General features: G+C 70.6%; 25 protein-coding genes and 1 pseudogene. 11 read left to right on the forward strand and 15 right to left on the reverse strand.

Annotated elements, in window-relative coordinates; translation table 11 throughout:
- Positions 1-52 precede the first annotated feature (52 nt).
- Entirely contained in the window at positions 53-661 is a 609-nt protein-coding gene (locus tag SPR02S_RS29420; RefSeq protein ID WP_026150959.1) for a DUF1349 domain-containing protein, read from the forward strand.
- Here the strand turns inward: SPR02S_RS29420 and SPR02S_RS29425 are convergent.
- Positions 621-2,003, reverse strand: coding sequence for an MFS transporter (locus SPR02S_RS29425; protein ID WP_019060612.1), 1,383 nt, complete (start codon positions 2,001-2,003; stop codon positions 621-623). The two genes, SPR02S_RS29420 and SPR02S_RS29425, sit on opposite strands and share 41 nt — an antisense overlap.
- Positions 2,004-2,073: 70 nt before the next feature.
- Here SPR02S_RS29425 and SPR02S_RS29430 point away from each other — a divergent pair, with 70 nt between their 5' ends.
- The 4 genes from SPR02S_RS29430 (at position 2,074) to SPR02S_RS29445 (ending at position 5,515) form a co-directional block, all read left to right on the forward strand.
- Positions 2,074-3,069 carry a GlxA family transcriptional regulator gene (locus SPR02S_RS29430; RefSeq protein ID WP_019060613.1) on the forward strand — a complete coding sequence of 332 codons (996 nt, stop codon included), beginning with the start codon at positions 2,074-2,076 and terminating at the stop codon, positions 3,067-3,069.
- A complete protein-coding gene (locus SPR02S_RS29435; RefSeq protein WP_019060614.1) occupies positions 3,066-3,557 on the forward strand; it encodes a GNAT family N-acetyltransferase in 492 nt (163 codons plus the stop codon). The genes SPR02S_RS29430 and SPR02S_RS29435 overlap by 4 nt, the downstream gene beginning before the upstream one ends.
- A 77-nt stretch (positions 3,558-3,634) precedes the next feature.
- A complete protein-coding gene (locus tag SPR02S_RS29440) occupies positions 3,635-4,357 on the forward strand; it encodes a DsbA family oxidoreductase (RefSeq protein WP_019060615.1) in 723 nt (240 codons plus the stop codon).
- A gap of 72 nt (positions 4,358-4,429) precedes the next feature.
- Entirely contained in the window at positions 4,430-5,515 is a 1,086-nt protein-coding gene (locus SPR02S_RS29445; RefSeq protein WP_019060616.1) for an aminotransferase class V-fold PLP-dependent enzyme, read from the forward strand.
- A gap of 70 nt (positions 5,516-5,585) precedes the next feature.
- Here SPR02S_RS29445 and thpD read toward each other — a convergent pair whose 3' ends face one another.
- The 6 genes from thpD to SPR02S_RS29475 all read right to left on the reverse strand — a co-directional run bounded on the left by thpD (position 5,586) and on the right by SPR02S_RS29475 (position 10,803).
- Positions 5,586-6,482, reverse strand: coding sequence for an ectoine hydroxylase (thpD, locus tag SPR02S_RS29450; protein WP_026150960.1), 897 nt, complete (start codon positions 6,480-6,482; stop codon positions 5,586-5,588).
- 5 nt (positions 6,483-6,487) lie between these two features.
- The gene (locus SPR02S_RS29455; RefSeq protein WP_019060618.1) at positions 6,488-6,892 is read right to left on the reverse strand and encodes an ectoine synthase; all 405 of its coding nucleotides are present in this window, start codon (positions 6,890-6,892) and stop codon (positions 6,488-6,490) included.
- 63 nt (positions 6,893-6,955) lie between these two features.
- A complete protein-coding gene (gene ectB / locus SPR02S_RS29460; protein WP_019060619.1) occupies positions 6,956-8,227 on the reverse strand; it encodes a diaminobutyrate--2-oxoglutarate transaminase in 1,272 nt (423 codons plus the stop codon).
- 43 nt (positions 8,228-8,270) lie between these two features.
- Positions 8,271-8,777, reverse strand: a complete 507-nt coding sequence (gene ectA, locus SPR02S_RS29465) for a diaminobutyrate acetyltransferase (protein ID WP_019060620.1) — start codon at positions 8,775-8,777, stop codon at positions 8,271-8,273.
- 243 nt (positions 8,778-9,020) lie between these two features.
- The gene (locus SPR02S_RS29470; protein ID WP_026150961.1) at positions 9,021-9,545 is read right to left on the reverse strand and encodes a DinB family protein; all 525 of its coding nucleotides are present in this window, start codon (positions 9,543-9,545) and stop codon (positions 9,021-9,023) included.
- Positions 9,546-9,702: 157 nt separating this feature from the next.
- Positions 9,703-10,803: a pyridoxal-phosphate-dependent aminotransferase family protein gene (locus SPR02S_RS29475; protein WP_019060622.1), complete on the reverse strand. Its 1,101-nt coding sequence runs from the start codon at positions 10,801-10,803 to the stop codon at positions 9,703-9,705.
- A 207-nt stretch (positions 10,804-11,010) separates the two neighbouring features.
- Here SPR02S_RS29475 and SPR02S_RS29480 point away from each other — a divergent pair, with 207 nt between their 5' ends.
- From SPR02S_RS29480 to SPR02S_RS29500, 5 genes are all read left to right on the forward strand, one after another.
- On the forward strand, positions 11,011-11,871 hold the full coding sequence (locus SPR02S_RS29480) for a transporter substrate-binding domain-containing protein (RefSeq protein WP_019060623.1): 861 nt from the start codon (positions 11,011-11,013) through the stop codon (positions 11,869-11,871).
- Complete coding sequence (locus SPR02S_RS29485) at positions 11,868-12,707, forward strand: amino acid ABC transporter permease (RefSeq protein ID WP_026150962.1); 840 nt, start codon at positions 11,868-11,870, stop codon at positions 12,705-12,707. Before SPR02S_RS29480 ends, SPR02S_RS29485 begins: the two co-directional genes overlap by 4 nt.
- A complete protein-coding gene (locus tag SPR02S_RS29490; protein ID WP_019060625.1) occupies positions 12,704-13,492 on the forward strand; it encodes an amino acid ABC transporter ATP-binding protein in 789 nt (262 codons plus the stop codon). Before SPR02S_RS29485 ends, SPR02S_RS29490 begins: the two co-directional genes overlap by 4 nt.
- A gap of 89 nt (positions 13,493-13,581) precedes the next feature.
- The gene (locus SPR02S_RS29495) at positions 13,582-14,673 is read left to right on the forward strand and encodes an amidohydrolase family protein (RefSeq protein ID WP_019060626.1); all 1,092 of its coding nucleotides are present in this window, start codon (positions 13,582-13,584) and stop codon (positions 14,671-14,673) included.
- A 131-nt stretch (positions 14,674-14,804) separates the two neighbouring features.
- Positions 14,805-15,704, forward strand: coding sequence for an SCO1860 family LAETG-anchored protein (locus tag SPR02S_RS29500; RefSeq protein ID WP_026150963.1), 900 nt, complete (start codon positions 14,805-14,807; stop codon positions 15,702-15,704).
- A gap of 207 nt (positions 15,705-15,911) precedes the next feature.
- Here SPR02S_RS29500 and cobC read toward each other — a convergent pair whose 3' ends face one another.
- Genes cobC through cobM form a run of 6 tightly spaced genes read right to left on the reverse strand, consistent with a single transcriptional unit; the run spans position 15,912 to position 22,379 of the window.
- Positions 15,912-17,012, reverse strand: coding sequence for an Rv2231c family histidinol phosphate aminotransferase CobC (gene cobC, locus SPR02S_RS29505; RefSeq protein WP_019060628.1), 1,101 nt, complete (start codon positions 17,010-17,012; stop codon positions 15,912-15,914).
- On the reverse strand, positions 17,002-17,940 hold the full coding sequence (locus SPR02S_RS29510) for a sirohydrochlorin chelatase (RefSeq protein WP_019060629.1): 939 nt from the start codon (positions 17,938-17,940) through the stop codon (positions 17,002-17,004). Before SPR02S_RS29510 ends, cobC begins: the two co-directional genes overlap by 11 nt.
- Positions 17,937-18,527 carry a precorrin-8X methylmutase gene (locus tag SPR02S_RS29515; RefSeq protein ID WP_026150964.1) on the reverse strand — a complete coding sequence of 197 codons (591 nt, stop codon included), beginning with the start codon at positions 18,525-18,527 and terminating at the stop codon, positions 17,937-17,939. Before SPR02S_RS29515 ends, SPR02S_RS29510 begins: the two co-directional genes overlap by 4 nt.
- A gap of 23 nt (positions 18,528-18,550) precedes the next feature.
- Positions 18,551-20,296 carry a precorrin-3B C(17)-methyltransferase gene (gene cobJ / locus SPR02S_RS29520; RefSeq protein ID WP_019060631.1) on the reverse strand — a complete coding sequence of 582 codons (1,746 nt, stop codon included), beginning with the start codon at positions 20,294-20,296 and terminating at the stop codon, positions 18,551-18,553.
- Positions 20,293-21,546, reverse strand: coding sequence for a bifunctional cobalt-precorrin-7 (C(5))-methyltransferase/cobalt-precorrin-6B (C(15))-methyltransferase (locus SPR02S_RS29525; RefSeq protein WP_019060632.1), 1,254 nt, complete (start codon positions 21,544-21,546; stop codon positions 20,293-20,295). The genes cobJ and SPR02S_RS29525 overlap by 4 nt, the downstream gene beginning before the upstream one ends.
- Positions 21,543-22,379 (reverse strand): precorrin-4 C(11)-methyltransferase, encoded by an 837-nt coding sequence (gene cobM, locus SPR02S_RS29530; RefSeq protein WP_019060633.1) that lies wholly within the window; start codon positions 22,377-22,379, stop codon positions 21,543-21,545. The genes SPR02S_RS29525 and cobM overlap by 4 nt, the downstream gene beginning before the upstream one ends.
- Positions 22,380-22,510: 131 nt before the next feature.
- Between cobM and SPR02S_RS29535 the strand changes: the two genes are divergently transcribed.
- Positions 22,511-23,239: a ZIP family metal transporter gene (locus SPR02S_RS29535; RefSeq protein ID WP_019060634.1), complete on the forward strand. Its 729-nt coding sequence runs from the start codon at positions 22,511-22,513 to the stop codon at positions 23,237-23,239.
- Positions 23,240-23,256: 17 nt separating this feature from the next.
- On the opposite strand, the gene cobI is transcribed toward SPR02S_RS29535, so the two are convergent.
- Positions 23,257-24,003 carry a precorrin-2 C(20)-methyltransferase gene (gene cobI, locus SPR02S_RS29540; protein WP_019060635.1) on the reverse strand — a complete coding sequence of 249 codons (747 nt, stop codon included), beginning with the start codon at positions 24,001-24,003 and terminating at the stop codon, positions 23,257-23,259.
- Positions 23,988-24,601 (reverse strand): annotated as a pseudogene (locus tag SPR02S_RS29545) (cobyrinate a,c-diamide synthase); the annotation flags it as partial. The pseudogene SPR02S_RS29545 and the gene cobI, both read right to left, overlap by 16 nt.

The following is a 24,601-nucleotide window of genomic DNA, read 5'->3' on the forward strand; positions in this document are numbered from 1 at the left end:
ATACAGCCCCGCGCCCCTTAAGGCAATTCCCTGGGCCTGCGATAGTGAGTGGATGGAATTGGAGATCTCCCAACTACCCTTTCCCCTCCGGACTTACGGGCCCGACGGGCATTGGTCCTACGAGGACGGGGTGCTCACTGGCTGGGCGGGTCCCCGGCAGGATCGCTTCGTGCCGCCCACCGGGGAAGGGTTGGATCCCGCCTCCGACGCGCCCCGTCTTCTCGGAGCGCCGCACGGGGACTTCCAACTCATAGCCCGGGTCACCGTCGGGTTCGCGGGGTCCTTCGATGCCGGGGTGCTCTACGTCCACGTGGGGGAGCGGGCCTGGGCCAAGCTCTGCCTGGAGTACTCGCCCGATGTGCCTACCGTCTGCACGGTGGTCACCCGGGGGCACTCGGACGACGCCAACTCCTTCACAGTGGACGGTAGTTCGGTGTGGCTGCGGGTCAGTCGTACCGGTCGGGCCTTCGCCTTTCACGCGTCGCGGGACGGTGAGCGCTGGACCTTCATCCGGCTCTTCACCCTCGGGGACGAGAAGGAGACGGACGCGGCGCTGGTCGGGTTCATGACGCAGTCGCCGATGGGGGAGGGGTGTGTCGTGACCTACGACCACCTTGAGTTCAGGCCCAGTTGGCCGGACGACCTGAGAGACGGAAGCTGAGGAAGGCCGTCACCGCGAAGAGGGCCGCGCTGATCGCGAGGCTCTCCCGCAGGCCCGCCGTGAACCCGTCGGAGACCAGCGCCCCGAACACGGCGATCCCCAGCCCACCCGCCACCTGACGCGCGGAGTTGAGGACACCGGCCGCAAGTCCCGCCCGTTCGGCCGGTACCGCGTCCATCATGGCGATGGTCAGCGGCGGGACCGTCAGGGCGCAGCCGAGGGCCATCGGGACGAGGAGCCAGGCCACCAGGAGCGGGGGCGTGCTCTCGTCGACGCAGAGAAGAACGAGTGAGCCCAGTGCGGCGAGCGACTGGCCGATCAGCATGGGCAGTTGGGGGCCGTAGCGGGCCGCCAGTTTGCCCGACACGATGTTCGTCACTCCGATCAGACCGGTCATCGGCAGGAACATCAGGCCGGCGTACAGCGCCGAACGGCCCTGCACCTGCTGGAAGAAGAGCGAGAAGAGGAAGACCAGGCCGAAGAAGGCCACACTGCACGCGACACCCGCCGCGACCGCCACGGACACCGCGTGACTGCGGAACAGGCCGAACGGCACCACCGGATGCGACTGGCGCAGCTCGACCCGGACGAAGGCCGCGCCCGCGACGAGCGCGATCAGCACAGCCACAACTCCCGTCACCCCGCCCTCGATCACCGCGAAGGTCACGGCCGTGAGGGTGAGCACCGCCAGCAGTTGGCCCGGCAGGTCCAGCGGTGCGGGCCGGCGTTCCGAGCGCGGCGCCCGGAGCAGCAGCAACAGCGCCACCGCGCCCAGCGGCAGGTTGATGAAGAAGATGCCCCGCCAGTCCCAGACCGTGGTCAGCGCACCGCCCGCCACCGGGCCCAGGGCCACCGCCGCCGCACCCCCGGCCCCCCAAGTCGCCACCGCCCGCGCCCTCTTGGCCGGTTCGGCGTAGGCCTGTCGTACCAGGGACAGCGAGGCCGGCAGGACGACGGCCGCCGCCACACCCTGCGCCGCGCGCGCGGCGATCAGCGCGGGCAGGTTCGGGACCAGGCCGCAGGCGGCCGAGGCGAGGGTGAAGACCGCGATGCCGATCGCGTACGCGCGGCTCGCTCCGGCCCGGTCGGCGAAGGCGCCGGTGGACAGCATGAGCGCGGCGAAGGACAGCGTGTACGCGTCGACCACCCACTGAAGTCCCGACATCCCGCCGCCGAACGCGCCCTCGATGGACGGCAGCGCCACGTTCACCACGGACGCGTCGAGGCTGATGAGCGCGAAGCCGAGGAGGGCGGCGGCGAGGGTCAGGGTGGGGGAGGGCTTCCTCAAATCGCCGGTGCGGGGGGTGAGTTGGGTGGCGGACGTAGGCGTGGGCGTCGTCATGCGTCCATGGTGCAGAAGCGCGACGCCGTACAGTAGTGGCCGGAATGCCAGCCACCCGGAGGTTCTGGCCATGCCGAGAAAGCGGCCCCCGTACCGCGTCGCCATCGTCGCGCCGAACCCCGTCTCCATGTTCAACCTGGCCATCCCCGAGATGCTCTTCGCCAAGGTCGAGATCGACGGCGCCCCCGGCTACGAGGTGACCATCTGCAGCTCCGACGCCCGCCCGGTGGTGACGACCGGCGGCCTGCACCTCCAGGTGGGCCGCGGCCTTGACGTCCTGCACACCGCCGACACCGTGGTGATCGCGGGCACCGGCGAGCGGTACGAGCCGGACCCGGCCGCCGTGGCGGCCGTCCGCGAGGCCGCCGCCGCGGGCAAGCGCATCGCCTCCATCTGCAGCGGCGCCTTCGTGCTCGCCGAGGCCGGGCTGCTCGACGGCCGCAGCGCCACCACGTACCACGGGATGGCGGACGAACTCCGCGACCGCTATCCGACCCTCGACCTCAGGGACGACGTCCTCTACATCCAGGACGGCCAGTTCCTGACCGCCTCCGGATACGCCGCCGGCCTCGACCTCTGCCTGCACATCATCCGTACCGACTACGGCGCCGCCGTCGCCAACGAGGTGGCCCGCCTCGCCCTCGTCGCACCCGTACGCCCGGGCGGCCAGACCCAGTTCACGCAGACCCCGCTCCCGCCCGAGCGCGGTACGGCCTGCGCCGACACCCGCGGCTGGGCCATGCGCAACCTCGACAAACCGCTCACCCTCACCGACCTGGCCCGGCACGCGGGCGTGAGCGTGCGCACCCTCACCCGCCGCTTCCACGCGGAGAGCGGCGTGAGCCCCCTCCAATGGCTGCTCCACCAGCGCATCGAGCGCGCCAAGGAACTCCTGGAGACCACCACCCTCCCCATGGGCCAGCTGGCCCGAGCCTGTGGCCTGGGCACCGCGGACTCCCTGCGCGCCCACCTGATCCGCCGCACCGGCCTGACCCCGAGCGCCTACCGGACCCAGTTCACCCGCCTCGGAACCGAAACGAGCGCCCTCACGTCATCGGTTGCATGATCAGTGACCGTGTCAACGAAACCCGGGTGATCAGAACCGCCCTGCCCGCCGAGGCACAGGCCATCACCGACCTGCACCGCCGGGCCCGCTCGACCTACTACCCCGACGGCATCCCGGACGACGGAACGGACTGGCTCGCCGTCTGGCAGGGCGCCATCGCACGCCCCAAGGCCCACGTGCTCTGCCTGCTCGACCAGGGCCGCATCGTCGCCCTGGCCTCCTTCCGCACCCCGGAAGGAGAACCGGCGGAAACGGTCAAGCTGTTCCAGTTCCACGTCGACCCCGACCAGTGGCGCTCCGGCCTCGGTACGGCCCTGCACGCGGCCTGCCTCGAACAGTGGCGGGCCGACGGCCGGCGGACCGCCGTACTCGATGTGCATGTCGACAACGAGCGGGCGCAGGCCTTCTACGTCCGGCAGGGCTGGGTCGCCGAGCCGGCCGATGGCAGTCATCACCTGGAGATGCGCCTGCCCGTGACGGGGGAATGAAGCGGGCTGCTTGAACGTTCACGGGGGAGACGGAGGGAGTCTCCGTTTCGTCCGTACGTCCTGGAAAGAGCCGAAGAATGCGCGTCGAGATCTGGTCGGACATCGCCTGCCCCTGGTGCTACGTGGGCAAGGCCCGCTTCGAGAAGGCTCTCGAGGCCTTCCCGCACCGCGACGGCGTCGAGGTGGTGCACCGCTCCTTCGAGCTCGACCCCGGCCGGGCCAAGACCGACATCCAGCCCGTGCTCAAGATGCTCACCAAGAAGTACGGCATGAGCGAGGCCCAGGCGCAGGCGGGCGAGGACAACCTGGGCACGCAGGCCGCCGCCGAGGGCCTCGACTACCGCACCCGCGACCGCGACCACGGCAACACCTTCGACATGCACCGCCTCCTCCACTTCGCCAAGGACCAGGGCCGGCAGGACGAGCTGATCCAGGCGCTGTACAAGGCGAACTTCGCCGAGGAACGCTCCGTCTTCGGGGACGACGAACGCCTCGTCGAACTCGCGACCGGCGCTGGCCTGGACGCGGAAGCCGCCCGCAAGGTGCTGGCCGACCCGACCGCGTACGCCGACGACGTCCGCGCCGACGAGCGCGAGGCCGCCGAGCTGGGCGCCAACGGCGTCCCGTTCTTCGTCCTGGACCGCAAGTACGGCGTCTCCGGCGCCCAGCCCGCCGAGGTCTTCGCCCAGGCACTGACCCAGGCATGGGGCGAGCACTCCCCGCTGAAGCTGATCGACAGCGGCGCCGATGTCGACGCGGAGGCGTGCGGCCCCGACGGGTGCGCGGTACCGCAGGCCTGAAAAGGCGCTGGTCAGGGCTGATCGCCCGGTGACCTATAAGCGTTCCTTAGCGGATCCACGTAAAAAATCGCAATGGACGAGGGCTTCTCGGCACCGCAGAGTGGTGGCATGGAGACCTTCGAGAGCCTCGTCCGCGCCGAGTTCGCCCCGAAGAACACCTACCTCAACACCGCGAGCACCGGCCTCCTCCCGACCCGCACCGTCACCGCGATGCGCACCGCGATCGAGGCCGCCGCGGTAGGCACGCCGACCGACATGTTCGACGACGTGGAGGCATCGCGCGCAGCCTTCGCACGTCTGACGAAGGTGCCGGTCGACCGGGTGGCGGCCGGGGCCTCGGTCGCGGTCTACAGCGGACTGATCGCCTCGTCCCTGCCGGCCGGCGCCGAAGTCCTCACCGCCGAGGCCGACTTCAGCTCGGTCGTGAACCCCTTCCACATGCGCCCCGACCTCAAGGTCCGCAGCGTCCCGCTGGAGCGGATCGCCGAGTCGATACGCCCCGGCACCACCCTCGTCGCGGTCAGCGCCGCACAGTCGGCCGACGGCCGGATCGCCGACCTGCCCGCGCTCCGGGCGGCGGCACGCGAACACGGGGCGCGTACGTACGTCGACGCGTCGCAGGCCGCCGGCTGGTTCGACCTCGACGCGGGCGCCTACGACTATGTCGCCGCCGTCGGCTTCAAGTGGCTCTTCTGCCCGCGCGGGGTCGCGTTCCTGGTCACCCCGGCGGACCTCGGCGGCCTCAACCCGATCTTCGCCGGCTGGGTGGCGGGCGAAGCCCCCTGGGACAGCTGCTACGGCCCGGTCGAGGAACTCGCCCACTCCGCCCGCCGGTTCGACGAGAGCCCGGCCCTCTTCTCCTACGCCGGTGCCCGCCACTCCCTCGCGCTGCTGGAGGAGTTGGGCGTGGCGGCCGTACGCACCCACGACCTGACCCTCGCCGACCGCTTCCGCGCGGGCCTCGACACCCTCGGCCACGAGCCCATCGCGTCCCCGGGCTCACCGATCGTCTCCGTGCCCGGACTCGGCCGCAGGCAGGGCGAGTTGAGCGCGGCCGGGGTCGAAGTCTCCGACCGGGCGGGGAACTTGCGCGCGGCCTTCCACCTCTACAACACCCCCGAGGACGTGGACCGGTTGCTCGACGTCCTCGCCGGCTGACGGACACGGCGAAGGGCACCCCGGTCGCCGTGACCGTGGTGCCCTTGCGGCGAAGCGCCTGGCCGTCCCGTCACCTCACCGGCGTGAAGTCCCTGGCCCCGATGAACTCGGGCCGTCGTACCGGCGCGGCGAACGGCTCGACCGCCTTGTTCTCCACGCTGTTGAAGACGATGAAGACGTTGCTGCGGGGGAACGGCGTGATGTTGTCCCCGGAGCCGTGCATGCAGTTGCAGTCGAACCAGGTCGCCGAACCGGCCCTGCCCGTGAACAACTTGATGCCGTACTCGGAGGCCATGCCGGTCAGCGCCTCGTCGGACGGGGTGCCCGCGTCCTGCATCTGCAGCGACTGGCGGTAGTTGTCCTCGGGGGTCGCGCCCGCGCAGCCGAGGAACGTCCGGTGCGAGCCCGGCATGATCATGAGGCCGCCGTTGGTGTCGTGGTTCTCGGTGAGCGCGATCGACACGGACACGGTGCGCATGTTCGGCAGACCGTCCTCGGCGTGCCAGGTCTCGAAGTCGGAGTGCCAGTAGAAGCCGCTCGCGCCGAAGCCGGGCTTCACGTTGATCCGGGACTGGTGGACGTACACATCCGAGCCGAGGATCTGCCGGGCCCGCCCGACGACCCGCTCGTCGCGCACGAGCCGCGCGAACACCTCGCTGATCCGGTGCACCTCGAAGACGGACCGGATCTCCTTGGACTTCGACTCGACGATCGACCGCTCGTCGGCCCGGATCGCGGGGTCCGCGACCAGCCGCTCCAACTCCCGCCGGTAGACGTCGACTTCGTCGTCGCGGAGGAGGTCCTGCATGGAGAGGAAGCCGTCGCGCTCGAACGCCTGGAGGTCACCGGTCGGGATCGGGCCCGGGGTGTCGGGCGAGCCCCAGACGACGGGGTCCTTGCGCGGGGCGGACACCTCGGTGGTGCCGCGGCTCGGGTACAGGTCGGTGACGCTGGTGACGGTGGTCATGGTCGTCACACCTCCTCGGGTTCGGTCAGCAGCGGGTAGACGCCGTTCTCGTCGTGGTCCTCCCGTCCGGTGACGGGCGGGTTGAAGACACAGATGCAGCGGAAGTCCTCCTTGATCCGCATCGTGTGCCGCTCGTGCCCGTCGAGGAGGTACATGGTCCCGGGCGTGATCGTGTACGTCCGCCCGGTCTCGTTGTCGGTCAACAGGGCCTCGCCTTCCACGCATACGACGGCCTCGACGTGGTTCGCGTACCACATGGACGTCTTCGTACCCGCGTACAGGACGGTCTCGTGCACCGAGAAACCGACCCGCTCCTTGGCGAGGACGATGCGCTTGCTCTCCCAGGTGCCGGACGCGGCCTTGATGTGCCGGTCGGTGCCTTCGAGTTCCTTGAACGAACGGACAATCACGGGCTGTTTACGCCTCCTTGACGCGGTGTCAGATGGTGGTGAAAGAGGTGGTGAAAGGGGTGGTCAGACTGTTTCCCGGACGGCGCGGGCGAGGATGCTCAGCCCCTCGTCCAGCTCTTCGGGGGTGATGGTCAGCGCGGGCAGCAGCTTCACGACCTCGCCCTGCGGACCCGACGTCTCGACGAGCAGCCCGAGTTCGAAGGCGCGGGCGCAGATCCGCCCGGCGCGCTCGGGGTCCTTGAACTCGATGCCCCAGACCAGCCCGCGGCCCCGGTACTCCTTGATGTCGGCGAGGTTCTCCTCGGTGATGGAGATCAGCCCCTGCTCGACCTGCTCACCGCGGGTCCGGGTCTGCTTCTCCATCGCGGAGCCGTCCGCCCAGTACGTCTCCAGGGCGGCGGTCGCGGTGACGAACGCCGGGTTGTTGCCGCGGAACGTGCCGTTGTGCTCGCCCGGCTCCCAGATGTCCAGCTCCGGCTTGAACAGGCACAGGGACATGGGAAGGCCGTAGCCGCTGATGGACTTCGACACGGTGACGATGTCGGGCACGATCCCGGACTCCTCGAAGGAGAAGAACGCGCCGGTGCGACCGCAGCCCATCTGGATGTCGTCGACGATCAGCAGCATGTCCTGGCGTTCGCACAACTCGGCGAGCGCGCGCAGCCATTCGGGGCGGGCGACGTTGATGCCGCCCTCGCCCTGCACGGACTCGACGATCACGGCGGCCGGCTTGTTGAGGCCGGAGCCCTGGTCCTCCAACAGCCGCTCGAACCACAGGAAGTCGGGGACCTTGCCGTCGAAGTAGTTGTCGAACGGCATCGGCGTACCGTGCACCAGCGGGATGCCCGCACCGGCCCGCTTGAAGGCGTTGCCGGTCACGGCCAGCGCCCCCAGCGACATGCCGTGGAAGGCGTTGGTGAACGACACGATCGACTCGCGCCCCTTCACCTTCCGCGCCAACTTCAGCGCGGATTCAACGGCGTTGGTGCCGGTCGGGCCCGGGAACATCACCTTGTACGGCAGGTCGCGCGGGCGCAGCACCAGGTCCTGGAAGGTCCCCAGGAACGCGCGCTTCGCGACGGTCGACATGTCGAGCCCGTGGGTGACGCCGTCGCGCTCCAGGTAGTCGATCAACGCCCGTTTCAGGACCGGGTTGTTGTGCCCGTAGTTGAGCGAGCCGGCGCCCGCGAAGAAGTCGAGGTAGGCGTGGCCGTCCTCGTCGTACATACGGCTGCCCCGGGCCCGGTCGAAGACGGTGGGCCAGCCGCGGCAGTAGCTGCGGACCTCGGACTCCAGGGTCTCGAAGACGCTGAGATCGGGCTGGGTGATGGTCACGCGAATCGCTCCTAGGTGTGGGGGGTGGTGAGCGGGCGGGCTCTCAGAGGCTCAGCGGGCCGATGCGGTACAGCACTTCGGGGTCGTGCGGTCCGTCCGGGAAGTCACCGGCCTCGAACAGGACCGTGCGTTCGACGGGGGCGCCGTGACGTTCGGCGTACGACGTGAAGAGGCGCTCGGACGCGGTGTTGCCGGGCGTGATCGTGGTCTCGAGCTCGGTCACCCCGTACTCGGCGTCGACCCGCTCGGTGAGCCCGTCGAGCAGCCGTGCGGCCAGCCCGCGACCACGCTGCGCGGCGTCGACGGCCACCTGCCACACGAGCAGGGTGCCAGGCCGCTCCGGCCGCACATACCCGGTGACGAACCCGACCGGCTCCCCGCGCTCGTCCCGCACGACGGCCGAGGTGCCGGAGAAGTCCCGGCACCACAGGAGATAGCTGTACGACGAGTTCAGGTCGAGGGCGTTCGAGTCCTTGGCGATACGCCACAACGCGGCGCCGTCGGCCACCGTGGGGCGGTCGATGTGCAGGTCTGCTTGGGTGGCAGTCATGCGAATTGAATTTACCGAGAGAAATTCGAAATTGCATGGAGGGAGAGGGTTACGTCTGAGGGGGTGCTGTGTTATCACGCGTGCGAAGCTGTAAGTTATGCACCGGTTTGACCCGTGGATAAGGCGCAAAACGGGCGACCTGTGTAACGGGTCACAAGGGTGTAACCCTCACGAGATCTACGCGAATTATTTGCGTTTAGGTGCACGGAAATCGGGCAGAAGAATTCTGGAATTACATCCGAATTAGGCCCCGGTCAATCCGTCGATGCTTTCCCGCAGAATATCGGCGTGACCGTTGTGCCGCGCGTACTCCTCGACCAGATGAATCAGCACCCAGCGCAGACTGACCTCGACCCCGGCCATCGGCCCGTCGGGGATCTGCCCGTGGTCGTCGAGCGACAGCCCGGCGCAGTGCTCCTGTCCGCGCGCGATCTCCCGGCGCCACACGGCCAGCGCCTCCTCGATCCCGCGCCCGGGTTCGAGGGCGTATCCGTCCTCGCTGTCGTACACCGTCGGCACGTCGAGCCCGAACACCCGCTGGAACCAGGTCCGTTCGACCTCGGCGAGGTGCTGGACCAGGCCGAGCAAGGTCAGCGAGGAGGGCTCGGCCGCGGCGAGCCGCACCTGCGTGTCATCGAGGCCGGCGCACTTCACCGCCAGCGTGGCGCGATGAAACGCGAGCCAGCTTTCGAGCATGGGGCGCTCGGCGCCGGTCATGAGGGGGATGGCGCGGCCGTCGGGCAGGGTCCGGGGCGTGTCGGTGGTCATGCGGGGGAGCATGGCACGGGGGGTCTGTGCCGGGGCCCTTCCAGCGCAGGCCGGCATGATCCAGCCTGTCCGGCGTTTGAGGACGAGACCCCTTCAGGGTCGATCGGGGGTCTGGGGTCTGGGGGGGCGGAGCCCCCAGAAGGACCTCAGTCCACGACTACCGCCACGCACTCTCCACGGCAGCCCGGGCCCCCTCCGGATCCACCTGCACCCCCAGCTCGGCCAGCGCCGCGCCCAGCGCCGCCAAGGAGCCCTGGACCGCGGCCACCGTCGCATCCACCCCGTAGTGGTTGACCCGGATCATCTCCTTCGCCAGGGCGCCCCCACCCGCGGCGAGCGGCAGCGCGGGGTCCGAGAACAGGGCCCTTGCCACCAGGTCCGAGGCGACGACACCCGGCGGTGTCCTGAGCGTCGTAGCGACCGGGGCGGCCTCGGAGGCGTCGTGGACGTAGGGGACGAGGCCGCCGCCCAGGGCCACCGCGCCCGCTCGCGTCGCCGCCGCCGCGACCGCGTGGCGGCGCATCACCGCGTCCAGACCCTCGGACTCGATCCGCTCCACGCACGCTTCCAGCGCCAGCATCTCCAGTTGCGCCGGTGCGTGCAGCAGCGTCTTGCGGCCCGCGTCCACCCAGCGCTCCTTCCAGTCGAGGAGGGAGAGGTACGACCGGCGCGGCGCCCCCGGGTTGGCGGACATCCGCGCCCACGCCCGCGCACTCACCGACACCGCCGACACACCCGCCGGTCCGCCCATCGCCTTCTGCGCGCCGATCACGCACAGGTCGACACCCCACGCGTCCGGCAGCACCGGCTCCGCGCCGATCGAGGCCACCGCGTCGAGGTAGAAGAGCGCGCCGTGCGCGCGCACGACCTCGCCGATCTCCGCGACCGGGTTGGTGTTGCCGGTCGCCGCCTCCGCGTGGACGAGGGACACGAAGTCGATCCCGGGGCGCTCGGCGAAGGCCTCCCGGATCTGCTCGGCGGTCACCGCCGTGTGGAACGGGACGGCGAGGTCGATCACCTCGGCACCGCAGTCCCGCAGCCAGTTCCCGAAGGTCTGCCCGTAGGGGCCGGTGATGACGTTCAGCGCGACCGTGCCCGGACCGGCCGCCGAGCGGATCGCGCCCTCCAGCGGCAGCAATGCCTCGCCCTGCATGATCACGACATCCTGCTCGGTACCGAGCAGCCGGGCCACCCGGTCCTCGATCGCGGCGAAGTGCGCGGCGCTCAGCGGGGCCAGGTCGAGGAAGGGGTGGGTCATGGCGGTGCTCTTTCGCTCGCGGGGAGGGAGGGGAGAAGCGGTCCCGATCGACGGAGATGAGCGTAACCGGCGCCCCTCACCGCCCTCCGTCCCCCTCCGACCGGCGACTTCTTAGCCCGGACGGCCCCCTGGTCACCGGTCCGGGTGAGCGGCCCGCCGTACCCCTCCCAATAATCGGAACCCATAGTTCCGTCACAGGAGGCCTCCGTGAACACGCTCCTCGGCCGCCGGGCCCGCACCCTGGCCGCCACCACAGCGACGGCCGCACTCGCCCTCGTCCTCGCGGCCGGCTGCACGTCGAGCGACAGCGGCGGCAGCGGTTCGAAGACCGCGGCCGGTGGCGTCGAACTCGTCAAGGCCGGTCAGCTCACGACCTGCACGCACCTGCCCTACCCGCCCTTCCAGTCCGAGATCGACGGCAAGGTGCAGGGCTTCGACGTCTCCCTCATCGACCTGGTCGCGAAGAACCTCGGCGTGAAGCAGACGATCCTCGACACCCCCTTCGAGAACTTCAAGACCGGCGCCTTCCTCAACGCCGACGAGTGCGACCTGGCCGCCGCCGGCATGACCATCACCGCCGAGCGCAAGAAGAACGTCGACTTCTCCGACCCGTACTTCGACGCCACCCAGGCCGTCCTCGTCGACAAGAAGAGCGGGATCGCCTCCCTCGCCGATGTGAAGACCAAGGGTAAGAAGCTCGGTGCCCAGGCGCAGACCACCGGCGAGGACTACGCCAAGAGCAAGGGCTTCGACCCCGTCTCCTTCGAGTCCTCCGACGCCGTCCTCAACGGCCTGCGCACCGGCCAGGTCCAGGCCGTCATCATCGACTACCCGGTCGTCCAGGGCTGGCTCAAGACCAAGGCCAACGCCGACGCTTTCAAGGTCGTCGACAACCTCAACACCGGTGAGCAGTACGGCTTCACGGTCAAGAAGGGCAACACGAAACTCCTCGCCGCGATCGACAAGGCGATCAAGGACGCGAGGGCGGACGGCACGTACAAGAAGCTGTACGAGAAGTGGATCGGCCCGTACGACGCCACGGCCACCGCCTCTCCGACGGCCTCATGAGCGGCGACACGGCGGACCCCCAACTCCAGCCCAGGAGACAGGGGTTGAGCAGACGGCAGAGGCGCAGGCTGTCCCAAGGCGTGCAGTACGCCGTCTTCGCCGCCGTCGTGATCGTCTTCGCGGTCACCGCCGACTGGGGCCGCCTGAAGAACCAGTTCGCGCAGTGGAGCATCGCCAAGCAGATGTTCCCGGACGTCATCACGCTGGCGTTGAAGAACACCGTGCTGTACACCCTGTCGGGCTTCGTCTTCGGGCTGGTCCTCGGCATGGTCGTGGCGCTGATGCGGCTGTCGTCGGTGGGCCCCTACCGCTGGCTCGCGGGGATCTACATCGAGATCTTCCGCGGCCTGCCCGCCCTGCTGATCTTCATCTTCGTCGGCGTCGCGGTGCCGCTCGCTTTCCCCGGCACGGAGATCATCGGCGGTACCTACGGCAAGGTCGCCCTCGCGCTCGGCCTGGTGTCGGCCGCGTACATGGCGGAGACGATCCGCGCGGGCATCCAGGCGGTGCCCAAAGGGCAGTTGGAGGCGGCCCGTTCGCTGGGTTTCTCGCAAGCGCGGGCCATGGTGTCGATCATCGTCCCGCAGGCCTTCCGCATCATCCTCCCGCCACTGACCAACGAACTCGTCCTCCTCTTCAAGGACTCCTCCCTGGTCCTGTTCCTCGGCGTCACCCTGGAGGAACGCGAACTGTCCAAATACGGAAGGGACTTGGCGAGTACGACGGCCAACTCCACGCCGATCCTGGTCGCGGGCCTGTGCTATCTCCTCGTCACGATCCCGCTGAGCTTCGTGGTGCGCCGCATGGAGACGAAGACGGGGGAGGCGGTCCGGTGACGACCCCACCCGGGAAGCCGGAGATCGAAGTCCGCGGCCTGCACAAGGCGTTCGGTGCCAACGAGGTGCTGCGCGGTATCGACCTGGAAATCGGCCAGGGCGAGGTGGTGTGTGTCATCGGCCCCTCCGGCTCCGGCAAGTCCACCCTCCTGCGGTGCGTGAACCTGCTCGAAGTGCCCACCAAGGGGCGGGTGTTCGTCGGCGGCACGGAGATCACCGACCCCGATGTGGACATCGACGCCGTACGCCGCCGTATCGGCATGGTCTTCCAGCAGTTCAACCTCTTCCCGCATCTCTCCGTGACCGAGAACCTCACCCTGCCCCAACGGAGGGTCCTGCGCCGGGACAAGACGGAGGCGGCCAAGGTCGCCGCCGAGAACCTGCGCCGCGTGGGCCTCTCCGAGAAGGCCACCGCCTACCCAGCGTCCCTCTCCGGCGGCCAGCAGCAACGCGTCGCGATCGCGAGGGCGTTGGCGATGGGCCCCGAGGTGATGTTGTTCGCCGAACCGACGTCGGCGCTCGACCCCGAGCTGGTGGGCGACGTACTCGCGGTCATGCGGATGCTCGCGAACGAGGGCATGACGATGATGGTCGTCACCCACGAGATGACGTTCGCGCGCGAGGTGGCCGACAGGGTTGTGTTCATGGACGGTGGGGTGATCGTCGAGGACGGCACTCCGGCACAGGTCATCACCAACCCACGGCACGACCGCACCCGCCACTTCTTGTCGCGTCTACTGGACCCCGCGATGGCTGAAGTTGACGACGAGGGCAGCGCCCCGTAAGGGGCGCGGGGCTGTATCGATTTGCGGCTCTGCCGCGTGGTCGCGACCAGCCACGACGAGCCCGCACCCGACGAACTATCGTGCGTCCCATGAGCGATCAAGCCGTGCTGCACGTAAAGGGCCGGGTCCTTGTGGGACCGGAGGACATCCGCGACGAACTCTGGGTCATCGACGGCCGCATCTCCTACGACCGCCCCCTCGATGCCGAGGACATCCGGACGGTCGACGGCTGGGCCCTACCCGGCCTCGTCGACGCCCACTGCCACGTAGGCCTCGGCACCCACGGCCCCGTAGACGCCGACACCGCGGAGCAACAGGCCCTCACCGACCGCGACGCCGGCACCCTCCTGCTCCGCGACGCAGGCTCGCCCTCCGACACCCGCTGGGTCGACGACCGCGAGGACCTCCCGAAAATCATCCGCGCCGGCAGACACATCGCCCGCACCCGCCGCTACATCCGCAACTTCGCCCACGAGATCGAACCCGACGAACTCGTCGCCTACGTCGCCCAGGAAGCCCAACGCGGCGACGGCTGGGTCAAGTTGGTCGGCGACTGGATCGACCGCGACCTCGGCGACCTCTCCGCCTGCTGGCCGCGCGAAGCGGTGGAGGCGGCCATCGCCGAGGCCCACCGGCTCGGCGCCCGCGTCACCGCGCACTGCTTCGGCGAGGACGCGTTGCGCGACCTGGTCGAGGCGGGCATCGACTGCATCGAGCACGCGACCGGCCTCACCGAGGACCTCGTCCCGCTGTTCGCCTCGCGGGGCGTCGCGATCGTCCCGACCCTCGTGAACATCGCGACCTTCCCGCAGCTCGCGGACGGCGGCGACGCCAAGTTCCCGCGCTGGGCGGCCCATATGCGGCGACTGTACGAGCGCCGCTACGACACCGTGCGCGCCGCCTACGACGCCGGCGTCCCGGTCTACGTCGGCACGGACGCCGGCGGCTCCCTCGCCCACGGCCTGGTCGCCGCCGAGGTCGCCGAACTCGTCACCGCCGGCATCCCGGCCGTAGAGGCGCTGTCGGCGACCGCGTGGGGTGCGCGGCGGTGGCTCGGGCGGCCCGGGTTGGAGGAGGGTGCGCCGGCGGACTTCGTCGTCTACGAGGCGGACCCGCGCGCCGATGTGCGGGTGCTCGCGTCGCCGCGGCGGGTGGTGCTGAACGGGCTGGTGGTCGAATAGTCGCCAGTCGATTCGAATACGTTCACGGAAAACCCACGATGGGGTGAAGTGACGCAGGATCGCTGACGGTTCACTCGTCGTGGGTAATTCTTACCGGGTCCCAAGCATGTCTCTTCTGGGGGTCCCACACCTTGAACGGCACCAACTTCCGCATGCCCGCACGCCGTTGGGCCACCGTGGCCACGGCGACCGCCCTCGCCGCCGGTCCCGTGGCGCTGGCCGGCGCGGGTTCCGCCCACGCGACCGTTGACCAGGGTCGCGCGAGCGCCGTAGTGCTCCGCACCGGGCTCGACGTGTCCCTGCTCAACAAGACCGTGGACGTCCCGCTCGCGGTCTCCCTCAACGAGGTCCAGGCACCGCAGAGCGCCGAAAAGACCGCGCTCACCGCCCAGTTGGACGGGGTGAACGGCGGACAGCCGTTCAGTGTGCTCGGCGCGGACGTCGCCACGGCGAAGGCGACGGTGTCCGCGACGAAAGCCGAGGGGTATACGAACCTCGCCCATGCGCGGCTCCACGTTCCCGGGCTGCCACTGCTCTCGCTCATCGAGATCGACGCGGTCATGTCGAAGGCGACGTGCGAGGCGGGTAAGACGCCGGTCGCCACGTCGCATCTGCCGGGGGCGGTGACGGTGCTCGGCAAGCGGATCACGGTGACCGCGAGTGGTCCTACGGAGGTTCAGGTGCCGGGGGTCGGTTCGGTGAGCCTCGATCTGTCCAAGACGTCGACCACGTCCCGTACGGCGGCTGCGACCGCGCTCGAACTCAAGGTCTCCGTCAACCCGTTGAAGCTGAACGTGGCTGATGTGGAGGGCACGGTGACGTTGGCGCAGGCGACGTGTGAGGCACCCGAGGTCGTCTCGACGCCGTCCGCCGACCCTGCCCCCGATGTGAAGCCGCAGGGTGCTCCGGCGGAGGCGGGGTTGGCCGAGACGGGGGGTAGCTCCATGACGCCGTATATCGCGGGCGGGGCGGTGTTGTTGCTGGCGACGGGTGGCGGAGCGGTGATGATGACGCGCCGGCGTCGGGGCTGAGGCAACTACCTTGCCCACCCACCCACCCACCCGTCTCGGGCGTTTGAGAGGTCCACTTGCAACCGACAGTAAACGGGTGGGCGGGTGGGCAAGGCTTGGAGGGTGACCTCTCAGCCCACCGAGTCGGGCGGGTGGGCGGGCAAGGCTTGGAAGGGCACTTCACAGCCAACCGAGTCGGGTGGGCGGGTGGCAGAGGCGGAGCCCACCTCACCGCCCCGCCAACGTCACCGCCTGATCCAACGCCTGCAGAAACCGATTCACCGTTGCCCGATCCCGCACCGCGAGCCGTAGCCACGCCTCACCCAACCCCGGAAACGTGTCCCCACGGCGAACGGCGAAGCCCAGGTCGCGCAGATGCCGTCGTACGGCGACCGCATTCGGGACGCGGACGAGGACGAACGGCCCCTCGGCAGGCTCCATGACCCGGAGTCCGTCGGGGGCGAACTCGGCCAGCCCGGCGACGAGATGGGCACGGTCGGCGGCGATACGGTGCGCGGCGTGGGCGGCTTCGGCGAGGGCCCGCGGCTCCATGCAGGCCTCCGCCGCAGCCAGCGCCGGCGAGGACACCGGCCACAACGGCTGGGCCCGCTCCAGTTCCGCGATCGTCTCGGGCGCGGCAAGGACGTAGCCGATCCGCAGCCCCGCGAGACCCCACGTCTTGGTGAGGCTGCGGAGGACCACCAGACCGGGGACGTCCGTCCGGCCGGCCAACGACTCCCGCTCACCCGGCACCGCGTCGATGAACGCCTCGTCGACCACCAACGTCCGCCCGGGCCGAGCGAGTCGGGCGATCACCGCAGCGGGGTGCAGGACGGACGTCGGGTTCGTCGGATTGCCGATCACCACCAGATCCGCGTCCTCGGGCACCCCCCGCACCACCCCCGGACCCAGCCGGAAACCGTCCGCCTCCCGAAGCAACACCCGCTCCACCGTGTGCCCCGCGTCCCGCAGCGCCGCCTCCGGCTCCGTGAACTGCGGGTGCACGACGACCGGCTGACGGACCTTCAGCGCGCGGGCGAGCAGCACGAAGGCCTCGGCCGCACCCGCCGTGAGCAACACACGCTCCACCGGCAACCCGTGCCGCGCCGCGACCGCCGCCCGCGCTGCCCGTCCGTCCGGATAGGCGGCGAGACCGGTCAGCGAACCGGCTATCCGCTCGCGCAGCCAGGCCGGGGGAGTGTCCGCGCGGACGTTCACGGCGAGGTCGATCAACTGGGCGCCGTCGTCCCGGACTTCGACGTCACCGTGATGGCGCAGATCGTGGGCTCTGTCCGTCGGATCGTGGTCGTGGGCTCTGTCAGTGTGCATGGGCGTGCCCACCGTGATGGTGATGCCCGTGGTGGTGACCGTCGTGGTCGTGACCGTCGTCGTCCGGGTGGAAGTGCGGCTGCTGCGGCTGCCCCACCTTGTCCTCGAAGCCTGGCAGCGCGATGCGGTACACGCACGAGTCGCAGTTCATCCGCAGATCACCCTTGACCGCCTCCCGGTACCGCTCCATCACCAGGTCCAGCAACTCCGGCTCGGGGCCGATGACTTCGGCCGACCGCACATCGATCTCGGGGTGCGCCGCCGCCCAGCCCTCCGTCTGCTGCCGCACCCGTTCCGGCAGGATGCCGGTGAACAGGAAGTACGGCAGGACGACGATCCGCCGGGCGCCCAGCTTCACACACCGGTCGAGGCCGCTCGGCACGTCGGGCGCCGCGAGCGACACGAACGCCGGTTCCACGCCCGCGTATCCGCGCCCCTCCCACAACAGCCGCGCCGCCTTGTGCACCTCGGCGTTGGCGTCCGGGTCGGTCGAACCGCGCCCCACCAGCAGCACGGTCACATCGGCCCGGTCGGCGGGCGTCCGTGCCGACTCGCCGAGCGCTTCGTCGAGCCGCCGCTCCAGCACGTTCAGCAGCGACGGGTGCGGGCCCAGCGGACGCCCGTAGGTGTACGAGATCCCCGTGTGCCGCTCCTTCTCCCGGGCCAGTGCCGCCGGGATGTCCCCCTTGGCGTGCCCGGCGGACACCAGCATCAGCGGTACGGCGGCGAACCGGCGCACCCCCCGCTCCACCAGCTCGGTCACCGCGTCCCCGAGCGGCGGCGGCGACAGCTCGATGAACCCGCCCGCGACGGGCAGTTCGGGGTGACGGCGGCCCAACTCCCGTACGAAGGACCGGAACGCCTCGGCTCCGGCCTCGTCCCGGGTGCCGTGTCCGGCGATGAGCAGGGCGGGCGGCGGGGTGGTCACGATTTCTCCTCGGTAGGTGAAACAGGTTGATACAGCAGGGCGTTGAGGGCGGCCGCGGCCACCGCCGAACCGCCCTTCTCGGACACGTTGCTCACCGCGGGCAGCCCGCTCGCGCGCAACGCGGCCTTGGACTCGACCGCGCCGACGAAACCGACGGGCAGCCCGATGACGAGCGCGGGGGAGGCGTCCAGCGTCAGCAACTCCTCCAGGGCGGTCGGCGCGTTGCCGATCACCCACAGGGCGCCGGGCCCGACCTCCTCGTGGGCGAGCCGGATCGCGTGTGCCGAACGGGTCAGCCCCGGCCCGGACTTGGCGTCCTTGAGCCGGCACACGGTCCGGAGCCCGGTGATCCCGGCCGCGACCATCGCCACGTCCACCACCACCGGCGCCCCGGCGTGCAGCGCGGCGTGCGCCTTCGCCAACTCGCCCTCGTCCAGGACGAGATCGGTCGCGTACTCCAGGTCGGCGGCGGAGTGGACGACCCGCTCGACGACCGCGCGGGTCAGCGGCGGGAGGTGCGAGGTGTCCAGCCGGGCGCGCATCCGCCGGTAGGACTCCACCTCGATCGGATGAACCACACGCTCCACCCGGTCCACCCGGTCCACAGAACTCACTTCGCCACCTCCTGCGCTGCCTGACCTGCCTGACCTGCCTGACCTGCCTGACCTGCCTGCGACGCCTGCCAGCGGTACCCGCGCGGCGTCACCATGCGCCCCGCGATGTCCCGGGTGGCCGTGTTGCCCACGGTCACCACCGTCATCATGTCGACCCACGCCGGATCCAGCGCGGCCAGTGTCGTCAGCCGACTGGACTCGTCGGGCCGCGAGGCGTTCCGTACGACACCGACCGGCGTCGTCGGCTCCCGGTGCTCGGCGAGGATCGTGAGGGCCTTCGGGAGCTGCCAATCCCGGCCCCGGCTACGGGGGTTGTAGAACGTCACCACGATGTCCGCCTCGGCCGCCGCCCGCACCCGCCGCTCGATGACCTCCCACGGCGTGTGCAGATCGGAGAGGCTGATCGACACATGGTCGTGGCCGAGCGGCGCCCCGAGGATCGCCGAGGCGGCCAACGCGGCGGTCACGCCCGGGACTCCGACCACGTCGATGTCGTCCGACGCCTCCGCGAGCGCGGGCGAGGCCATCGCGTACACCCCGGCGTCACCGCTGCCGATCAGCGCGACGGCCTGCCCCTTGCGTGCCTCGGCGACGGCGGTACGGGCCCGCTCCTCCTCGGCGCCGAGCCCCGACTCCAGGACCAGCGTCCCGGGACGCAGCAGATCGCGGATCTGGTCGACGTACTGGTCGAGCCCCACCAGCACGGCGGCGCGCCGGAGTTCGGCCTTGGCGCGCGGGGTGAGCAGATCCCGGGCGCCGGGCCCGAGCCCGACCACCGCGAGCCGCCCGCGCGCGACCCGCCGTACAACAGCACAGGTCGCCATGGCCGGTTGCCCGTCGGCGCGCTCCGACTTCCGCTTGGGGACGAGGAGTTCGCCCCCGCCGACGAGCGCGGCGGCCTCCGCCACGGACGGCGTGCCCAGGGCCGCGAGCGGCGCGTCGGACGGATTGGGCACCTGGACGGCGGCCAACTCCTCGGCGGAGTAGGTCACCAGCGGCACCCGCAGGCGCTGAGCCGCCTGGACGATGCCGGGCTCCTCCGCCTTGGCGTCCACGGTGGCGAGTTCGGCGATGTTGCCGACGGACAAGCCCGCGTCGCGCAGCGCGTCGTAGACCAGTCCGAGCACCTCGTTCACGGGTGCGCCCTTGGACGCGCCGACCCCGACGACGAGGGACTGCGGCCGCAGCACGACCTCCCGCTCGCCGGGTGCGACGGCCCGATCGGTGACGCGGATGACGTAGGCGCCATGGGGCGACACCTTCAACGGCGGCAGCGGCCACGCCAACTCGGCGTCCAGGGCGACCGGTTCGCCGTCGAGCAGGGCTCGCGAGACCCCGGCGACATCGCCCTCCACAGGGAACCCGAGCGTGTCGAGACCGGGCACACCGACCGCGTCCGTAGCCGTCGTAACCACCGGCTCCGCCGCGAGCAACTCGCCCACTTCCACGGCGAGTTCATTGGCCCCGCCGCCGTGTCCGCCGACCAGCGACACGGCGAACCGTCCGCCCTCGTCGACGCACACGATCCCCGGGTCGGTGAGCTTGTCGCCCAGCAGCGGGGCGATCAGCCGTACGACGGCACCCGTGGCGAGGAAGCACACGAGCTGCTCGCACTCCGCGAACGCGGACCGGACGGCGTCCCCCACGGGACCGTCGTACACGCGCGTACGGTCCGGCCACGCGGCGGCCAGCCGGTCCCGCGCACCCGCGCCCGCCGCGGTGGCGGAGATGAGGCCGATCACGAAGCAACTCCTTCTCGATACACCGGGGTTCGGGACTCGGATGTCCTGACCCCCCACAACAGAAAAACAGGATTGGTGGCCGCGAGCCGGGTCACGTCCCCCGGCAGCGGCGCCAGCCGGGACGACTGCAACAGCACCCCGTCGACCGCAAGACCGGCCGCCGAGAGAGCCTCCCGCACCGCCGGTACCCGGTCCAGCGCGGCCATCGCGACGACCACGGTCCGCCGGGCCCGCCGCGCGCACGCGGTGACGATGGCGGGCAGTTCCCGCCCGCCCCCGCCGACGAACACGGCGTCGGGGTCGTCGAGATCGGACAGCACGGTCGGCGCCGCCCCGTGCACGGTGTGCACGTCCACGCCGTGCGCCTCGGCGTTGGCGCGGATCCGCTCGACACCGTCCCGGGTCTTCTCCACGGCGGTGACGGCGGCGCCGAGCCGCGCGCACTCGACGGCCACCGACCCGGAGCCCGAGCCGACGTCCCAGACCAGTTCGCCGAGGCGCGGCCCGAGCCGGGCCAGCGCCAGCGCCCGTACCTCGAACTTGGTGATCATCGAGTCCCGGTGCGCGAACTCCCGCTCGTCCAGCGCCCATTGGGCGGGCCCGACGGCGGCACCGGCGACCGTCCGCACGGCACCGAGCACCCGCGCCTCATCCAGACACAGCACCACGCTCACCGCCGTACCCCAGTCCCGGGCGGCGGCCTCGGCGGGCGTGACGCGTTCGACCTGCTCCTCCCCGGAACCGAGTGCGGACGCGACGACGAGGACCCGCCCGCCGGTCCGGTGGGTGAGCGCGGCCCCCAGCTCGGCGGGTCCGGCCCCCGGCCCGGTCAGCACCGCGACCTTGGGATGCGCGCGGCACGCGTTGACCGCCGTACGCGGGTCACGTCCGTGCGCGCTGACGACGACGGCGTCGTCCCAGGTCAGCCCGGCGCGGGCGAAGGCGGTGGCGACCGAGGAGACGCCGGGGCGGACGTCGAGGGCGTCGCTGGTGAACCGTTCCGCCAGCGCCCGTACGATCCCGAAGAACCCGGGGTCCCCCGAGGCCAGCACGACGACGGGCTCGCCCTTCCCGACGTAGGCCTCGATGGTGTCGAGGGCGGGCGCCAGCGGACCGAGGACGACCTGTTCGGCGTCCTCAGGGACGGTGATGGCGTCGAGATGGCGCTGACCACCGACGATGAGCCGGGCGCCGTGGAGCACGTCCTCCGCGACCACCGCCCCCGTTCCCGTCCCCACTACCGTGATCACGTGCTGGCTCCCCGCGAGCGCAGGGCCCTGCGGGCCTCCGGGTCGGCCTTGCGGAAGCCGTGGAAGTGGCCCGGGTGGTAGAGGTGCGAGCGGGTGCCGTGGGCGTCGAGGGCCGGGCCGACCAGGAAGAGGGTGTGCTTCCAGAGCTTGTGCTCCTTGACCGTCTCCTCCAGCGTGGCGATCGTGCACTTCACGATCAGTTCCTCCGGCCAGGTCGCCTGGTAGGCGACGACGACGGGCGTCTCCGTCGGATAGCCGCCCTCCAGCAGCTCCCGCACCAACTGCCCGCTGCGGGCGGCCGACAGGAAGATCGCCATGGTCGTCCCGTGGCGCGCGAACTCCCGCACCTCCTCCCCGGGCGGCATCGGCGTCTTGCCCCCGCCGAGCCGGGTGAGGACGACGGACTGCGCGACCTCGGGGATCGTCAGCTCGCGCTGCGCGAGGGCGGCGACGGCGGAGAACGCCGAGACACCCGGGACGATCTCGGTCGCGATGCCGATCGCGGCGCACCGGTCGACCTGCTCCTGAGTACCGCCCCAGAGGGCAGGATCGCCGGAGTGAATGCGGGCGACCCGCAGCCCCTCACTTCCGGCCCGCTCGTAGACGGCGACGACGTCCTCCAGGGACATGGTCGCCGAGTCCAGGATCTCGGCGCCCTCGCGCGCGTGCTCGAGGACCTCGGCCTGCACCAGGCTGGCCGCCCAGATCACCACGTCGGCCTCGGCGATGGCACGCGCGGCACGGAACGTCAGCAGGTCGGCGGCGCCGGGGCCGGCACCGACGAAGGTCACCTTGCCGGTGGGGGCAGCGGCATCGGTATCGGCATCGGCCATGGGGTCGGATCCTCTCAAACGGAACATACGGAGCGTGGGGCGTGCGGGGAGCGTGGGGAACGTCAATGCGAGTGGGGCTGAAGTGGTCCAGGATGTGCGCGAACAGGGGTTGATCGGATAGCAAGGGGACTATGGCGGTCTTCGTCGCGCTCGGCGCGTTCCTGATGACGCTGGCCGGCGGCTGGACGGCACAGCGGGTGACCGACCGCCGTCATCTCGTGCTGGGCCTGGCCGGCGGCCTGATGCTGGGCGTGGTCGGCCTCGACCTGCTGCCGGAGGCGTTGCGCGCGGCGGGCCGCGAGGTCTTCGGCGTACCGGCCGCCCTGCTGCTCTTCGTGGCCGGCTTCCTCGTGGCCCATCTGGTCGAACGCCTGCTCGCGGCCCGCCAGGCCTCGCACGGAGCCGAGGAGAACAACGGCAGGGCGCCCGAGGTGGGCCTCACGGCGGCCGCCGCCATGGTCGGCCACAGCTTCATGGACGGGGTCGCGATCGGCGCCGCGTTCCAGGTGGGCGGCGGCATGGGCACGGCGGTCGCGCTCGCGGTCGTCGCCCATGACTTCGCGGACGGCTTCAACACGTACACGATCACGAGCCTGTACGGCAACGCCCGCCGCAAGGCGATCGCGATGCTGTTCGCGGACGCGGCGGCCCCGGTGCTGGGCGCCGCCTCGACGGCCTTCCTCACCATCCCGGAGGGCCTGCTCGGCGGCTATCTCGGCTTCTTCGGCGGCGTGCTCCTCTACCTCGCCGCCGCCGAGATCCTCCCCGAGGCCCACCACGAACACCCCGCACCCGCGACGCTGCTGTGCACGGTCACGGGAGCGGCATTCATCTGGCTGGTGGTGGGCCTGGCCGGCTGATCTTCCGGGGGCGGAGGTCACAGTTTCCCGCCCCGCCCGCCCTCACGCCGTGCGGGCGCGATGAGCGTGGAGAGGTACGGCAGCGGCTGCCCGTCGAGTTCGGCGGCGGGCCGGATCGACTCCTCGGGCAGCCCGAGCGCCGACCCCCACACCGCGTCCCCGATCCGCCCGGTCTCCCTGAGCGCCTCGGCGACCTCACCGGCCTGCCGCCCGAACTTGTACGCCACGACCGTCCCCGGCCCGGCGAGCGCGTCCTTGAGCACGGCGGCCCCGGCGGTCACGGGCACCAGCGTGAGCGGCTCGGTCCCTTCGGTGAGTACGGCACCGGAGCGCGCGGCGAGATCCTGCATGGCGGTGATACCCGGCACGGTCTCCACAACGACCCCCGGCACCAACTCCCCGATGGTCAGGGCGAGATAGGTGAAGGTGGAGTAGACGTTGGGGTCCCCGATGGTGGCAAAGGCGACGACGCGATGCGCGCCGAGCAGCTCGGCCACTTTCGCCCCCGCGGCATCCCAGGCGGCCTCGCGCCGAGCCCGATCGGTCCGCTCATTCAGCGCGAACACCACCCGCAGCACCTTCTCTTCAGGCACGTAATGCAGAACGGTGGCTTCGGCGCGCCCGCGCTCCCCACTGTCCATGACCGGCACCACCACGACATCGGCGGCCCGCAGAGCGTTGACGCCCTTGACGGTCACCAGCTCCGGATCGCCGGGACCCACCCCGACTCCGATCAACCTGCTGCTGCTCATGACGTCCGGCACCTCTCCACGAACCGACGGGCCACACCGGGCTCGGCCGCCCAGTGCGTGTGCAGATAACTCGCGTGCACACCCTGTTGTACGAAACCTTCGACCCGCCGCTCAGGGGCACGAACCCCCCAGGCGGGAGCCGCCCCCGAGCCGGGCTCGACGACGGTCCGATGAAACTCGTGCCCCCGCATCCGCGTCCCGGCCACGGCCAGCACACTGTCGCTCAACGCGACGGCATCCCGATACCCCAGAGTCAGCCGCTCGCTCATCCGCGCGGAGGCATCGAGCACCCCGCACATGGGCATCCCGTCCAACTCCCGGCACAGGTAGAGGAGTCCGGCACATTCGGCGGCGACGGGAGCGCCGGTCTCTGCGAGGGCCCCAACTGCCTTGCGCAACGGCTCGTTGGCGGACAACTCAGCGGCGTACACCTCGGGGAACCCGCCCCCGATGACCAACCCGCGCGTCCCGTCCGGGAGTTGCTCATCGCGGAGGGGATCGAATACGACGACTTCAGCACCGGCGGCGGTGAGCAGTTCGGTGTGCTCGGCGTAGGAGAAGGTGAAGGCTGCTCCGCCGGCAACGGCAATTTTTAGCCCGTCCGGCGTTT

Source organism: Streptomyces prunicolor NBRC 13075 (genome assembly GCF_000367365.1).
Classification (GTDB): Bacteria; Actinomycetota; Actinomycetes; order Streptomycetales; family Streptomycetaceae; genus Streptomyces; species Streptomyces prunicolor.

What these genes read in the sequence shown, in the direction of transcription:
- SPR02S_RS29420 (WP_026150959.1), top strand. Translation starts at nt 53, where the DNA reads ATGGAATTGGAGATCTCCCAACTACCCTTTCCCCTCCGGACTTACGGG.
- SPR02S_RS29425 (WP_019060612.1), bottom strand. Translation starts at nt 2,003, where the DNA reads ATGACGACGCCCACGCCTACGTCCGCCACCCAACTCACCCCCCGCACC.
- SPR02S_RS29430 (WP_019060613.1), top strand. Translation starts at nt 2,074, where the DNA reads ATGCCGAGAAAGCGGCCCCCGTACCGCGTCGCCATCGTCGCGCCGAAC.
- SPR02S_RS29435 (WP_019060614.1), top strand. Translation starts at nt 3,066, where the DNA reads ATGATCAGTGACCGTGTCAACGAAACCCGGGTGATCAGAACCGCCCTG.
- SPR02S_RS29440 (WP_019060615.1), top strand. Translation starts at nt 3,635, where the DNA reads ATGCGCGTCGAGATCTGGTCGGACATCGCCTGCCCCTGGTGCTACGTG.
- SPR02S_RS29445 (WP_019060616.1), top strand. Translation starts at nt 4,430, where the DNA reads ATGGACGAGGGCTTCTCGGCACCGCAGAGTGGTGGCATGGAGACCTTC.
- thpD (WP_026150960.1), bottom strand. Translation starts at nt 6,482, where the DNA reads ATGACCACCGTCACCAGCGTCACCGACCTGTACCCGAGCCGCGGCACC.
- ectA (WP_019060620.1), bottom strand. Translation starts at nt 8,777, where the DNA reads ATGACTGCCACCCAAGCAGACCTGCACATCGACCGCCCCACGGTGGCC.
- SPR02S_RS29470 (WP_026150961.1), bottom strand. Translation starts at nt 9,545, where the DNA reads ATGACCACCGACACGCCCCGGACCCTGCCCGACGGCCGCGCCATCCCC.
- SPR02S_RS29475 (WP_019060622.1), bottom strand. Translation starts at nt 10,803, where the DNA reads ATGACCCACCCCTTCCTCGACCTGGCCCCGCTGAGCGCCGCGCACTTC.
- SPR02S_RS29485 (WP_026150962.1), top strand. Translation starts at nt 11,868, where the DNA reads ATGAGCGGCGACACGGCGGACCCCCAACTCCAGCCCAGGAGACAGGGG.
- SPR02S_RS29495 (WP_019060626.1), top strand. Translation starts at nt 13,582, where the DNA reads ATGAGCGATCAAGCCGTGCTGCACGTAAAGGGCCGGGTCCTTGTGGGA.
- cobC (WP_019060628.1), bottom strand. Translation starts at nt 17,012, where the DNA reads ATGCACACTGACAGAGCCCACGACCACGATCCGACGGACAGAGCCCAC.
- cobM (WP_019060633.1), bottom strand. Translation starts at nt 22,379, where the DNA reads ATGGCCGATGCCGATACCGATGCCGCTGCCCCCACCGGCAAGGTGACC.
- SPR02S_RS29535 (WP_019060634.1), top strand. Translation starts at nt 22,511, where the DNA reads ATGGCGGTCTTCGTCGCGCTCGGCGCGTTCCTGATGACGCTGGCCGGC.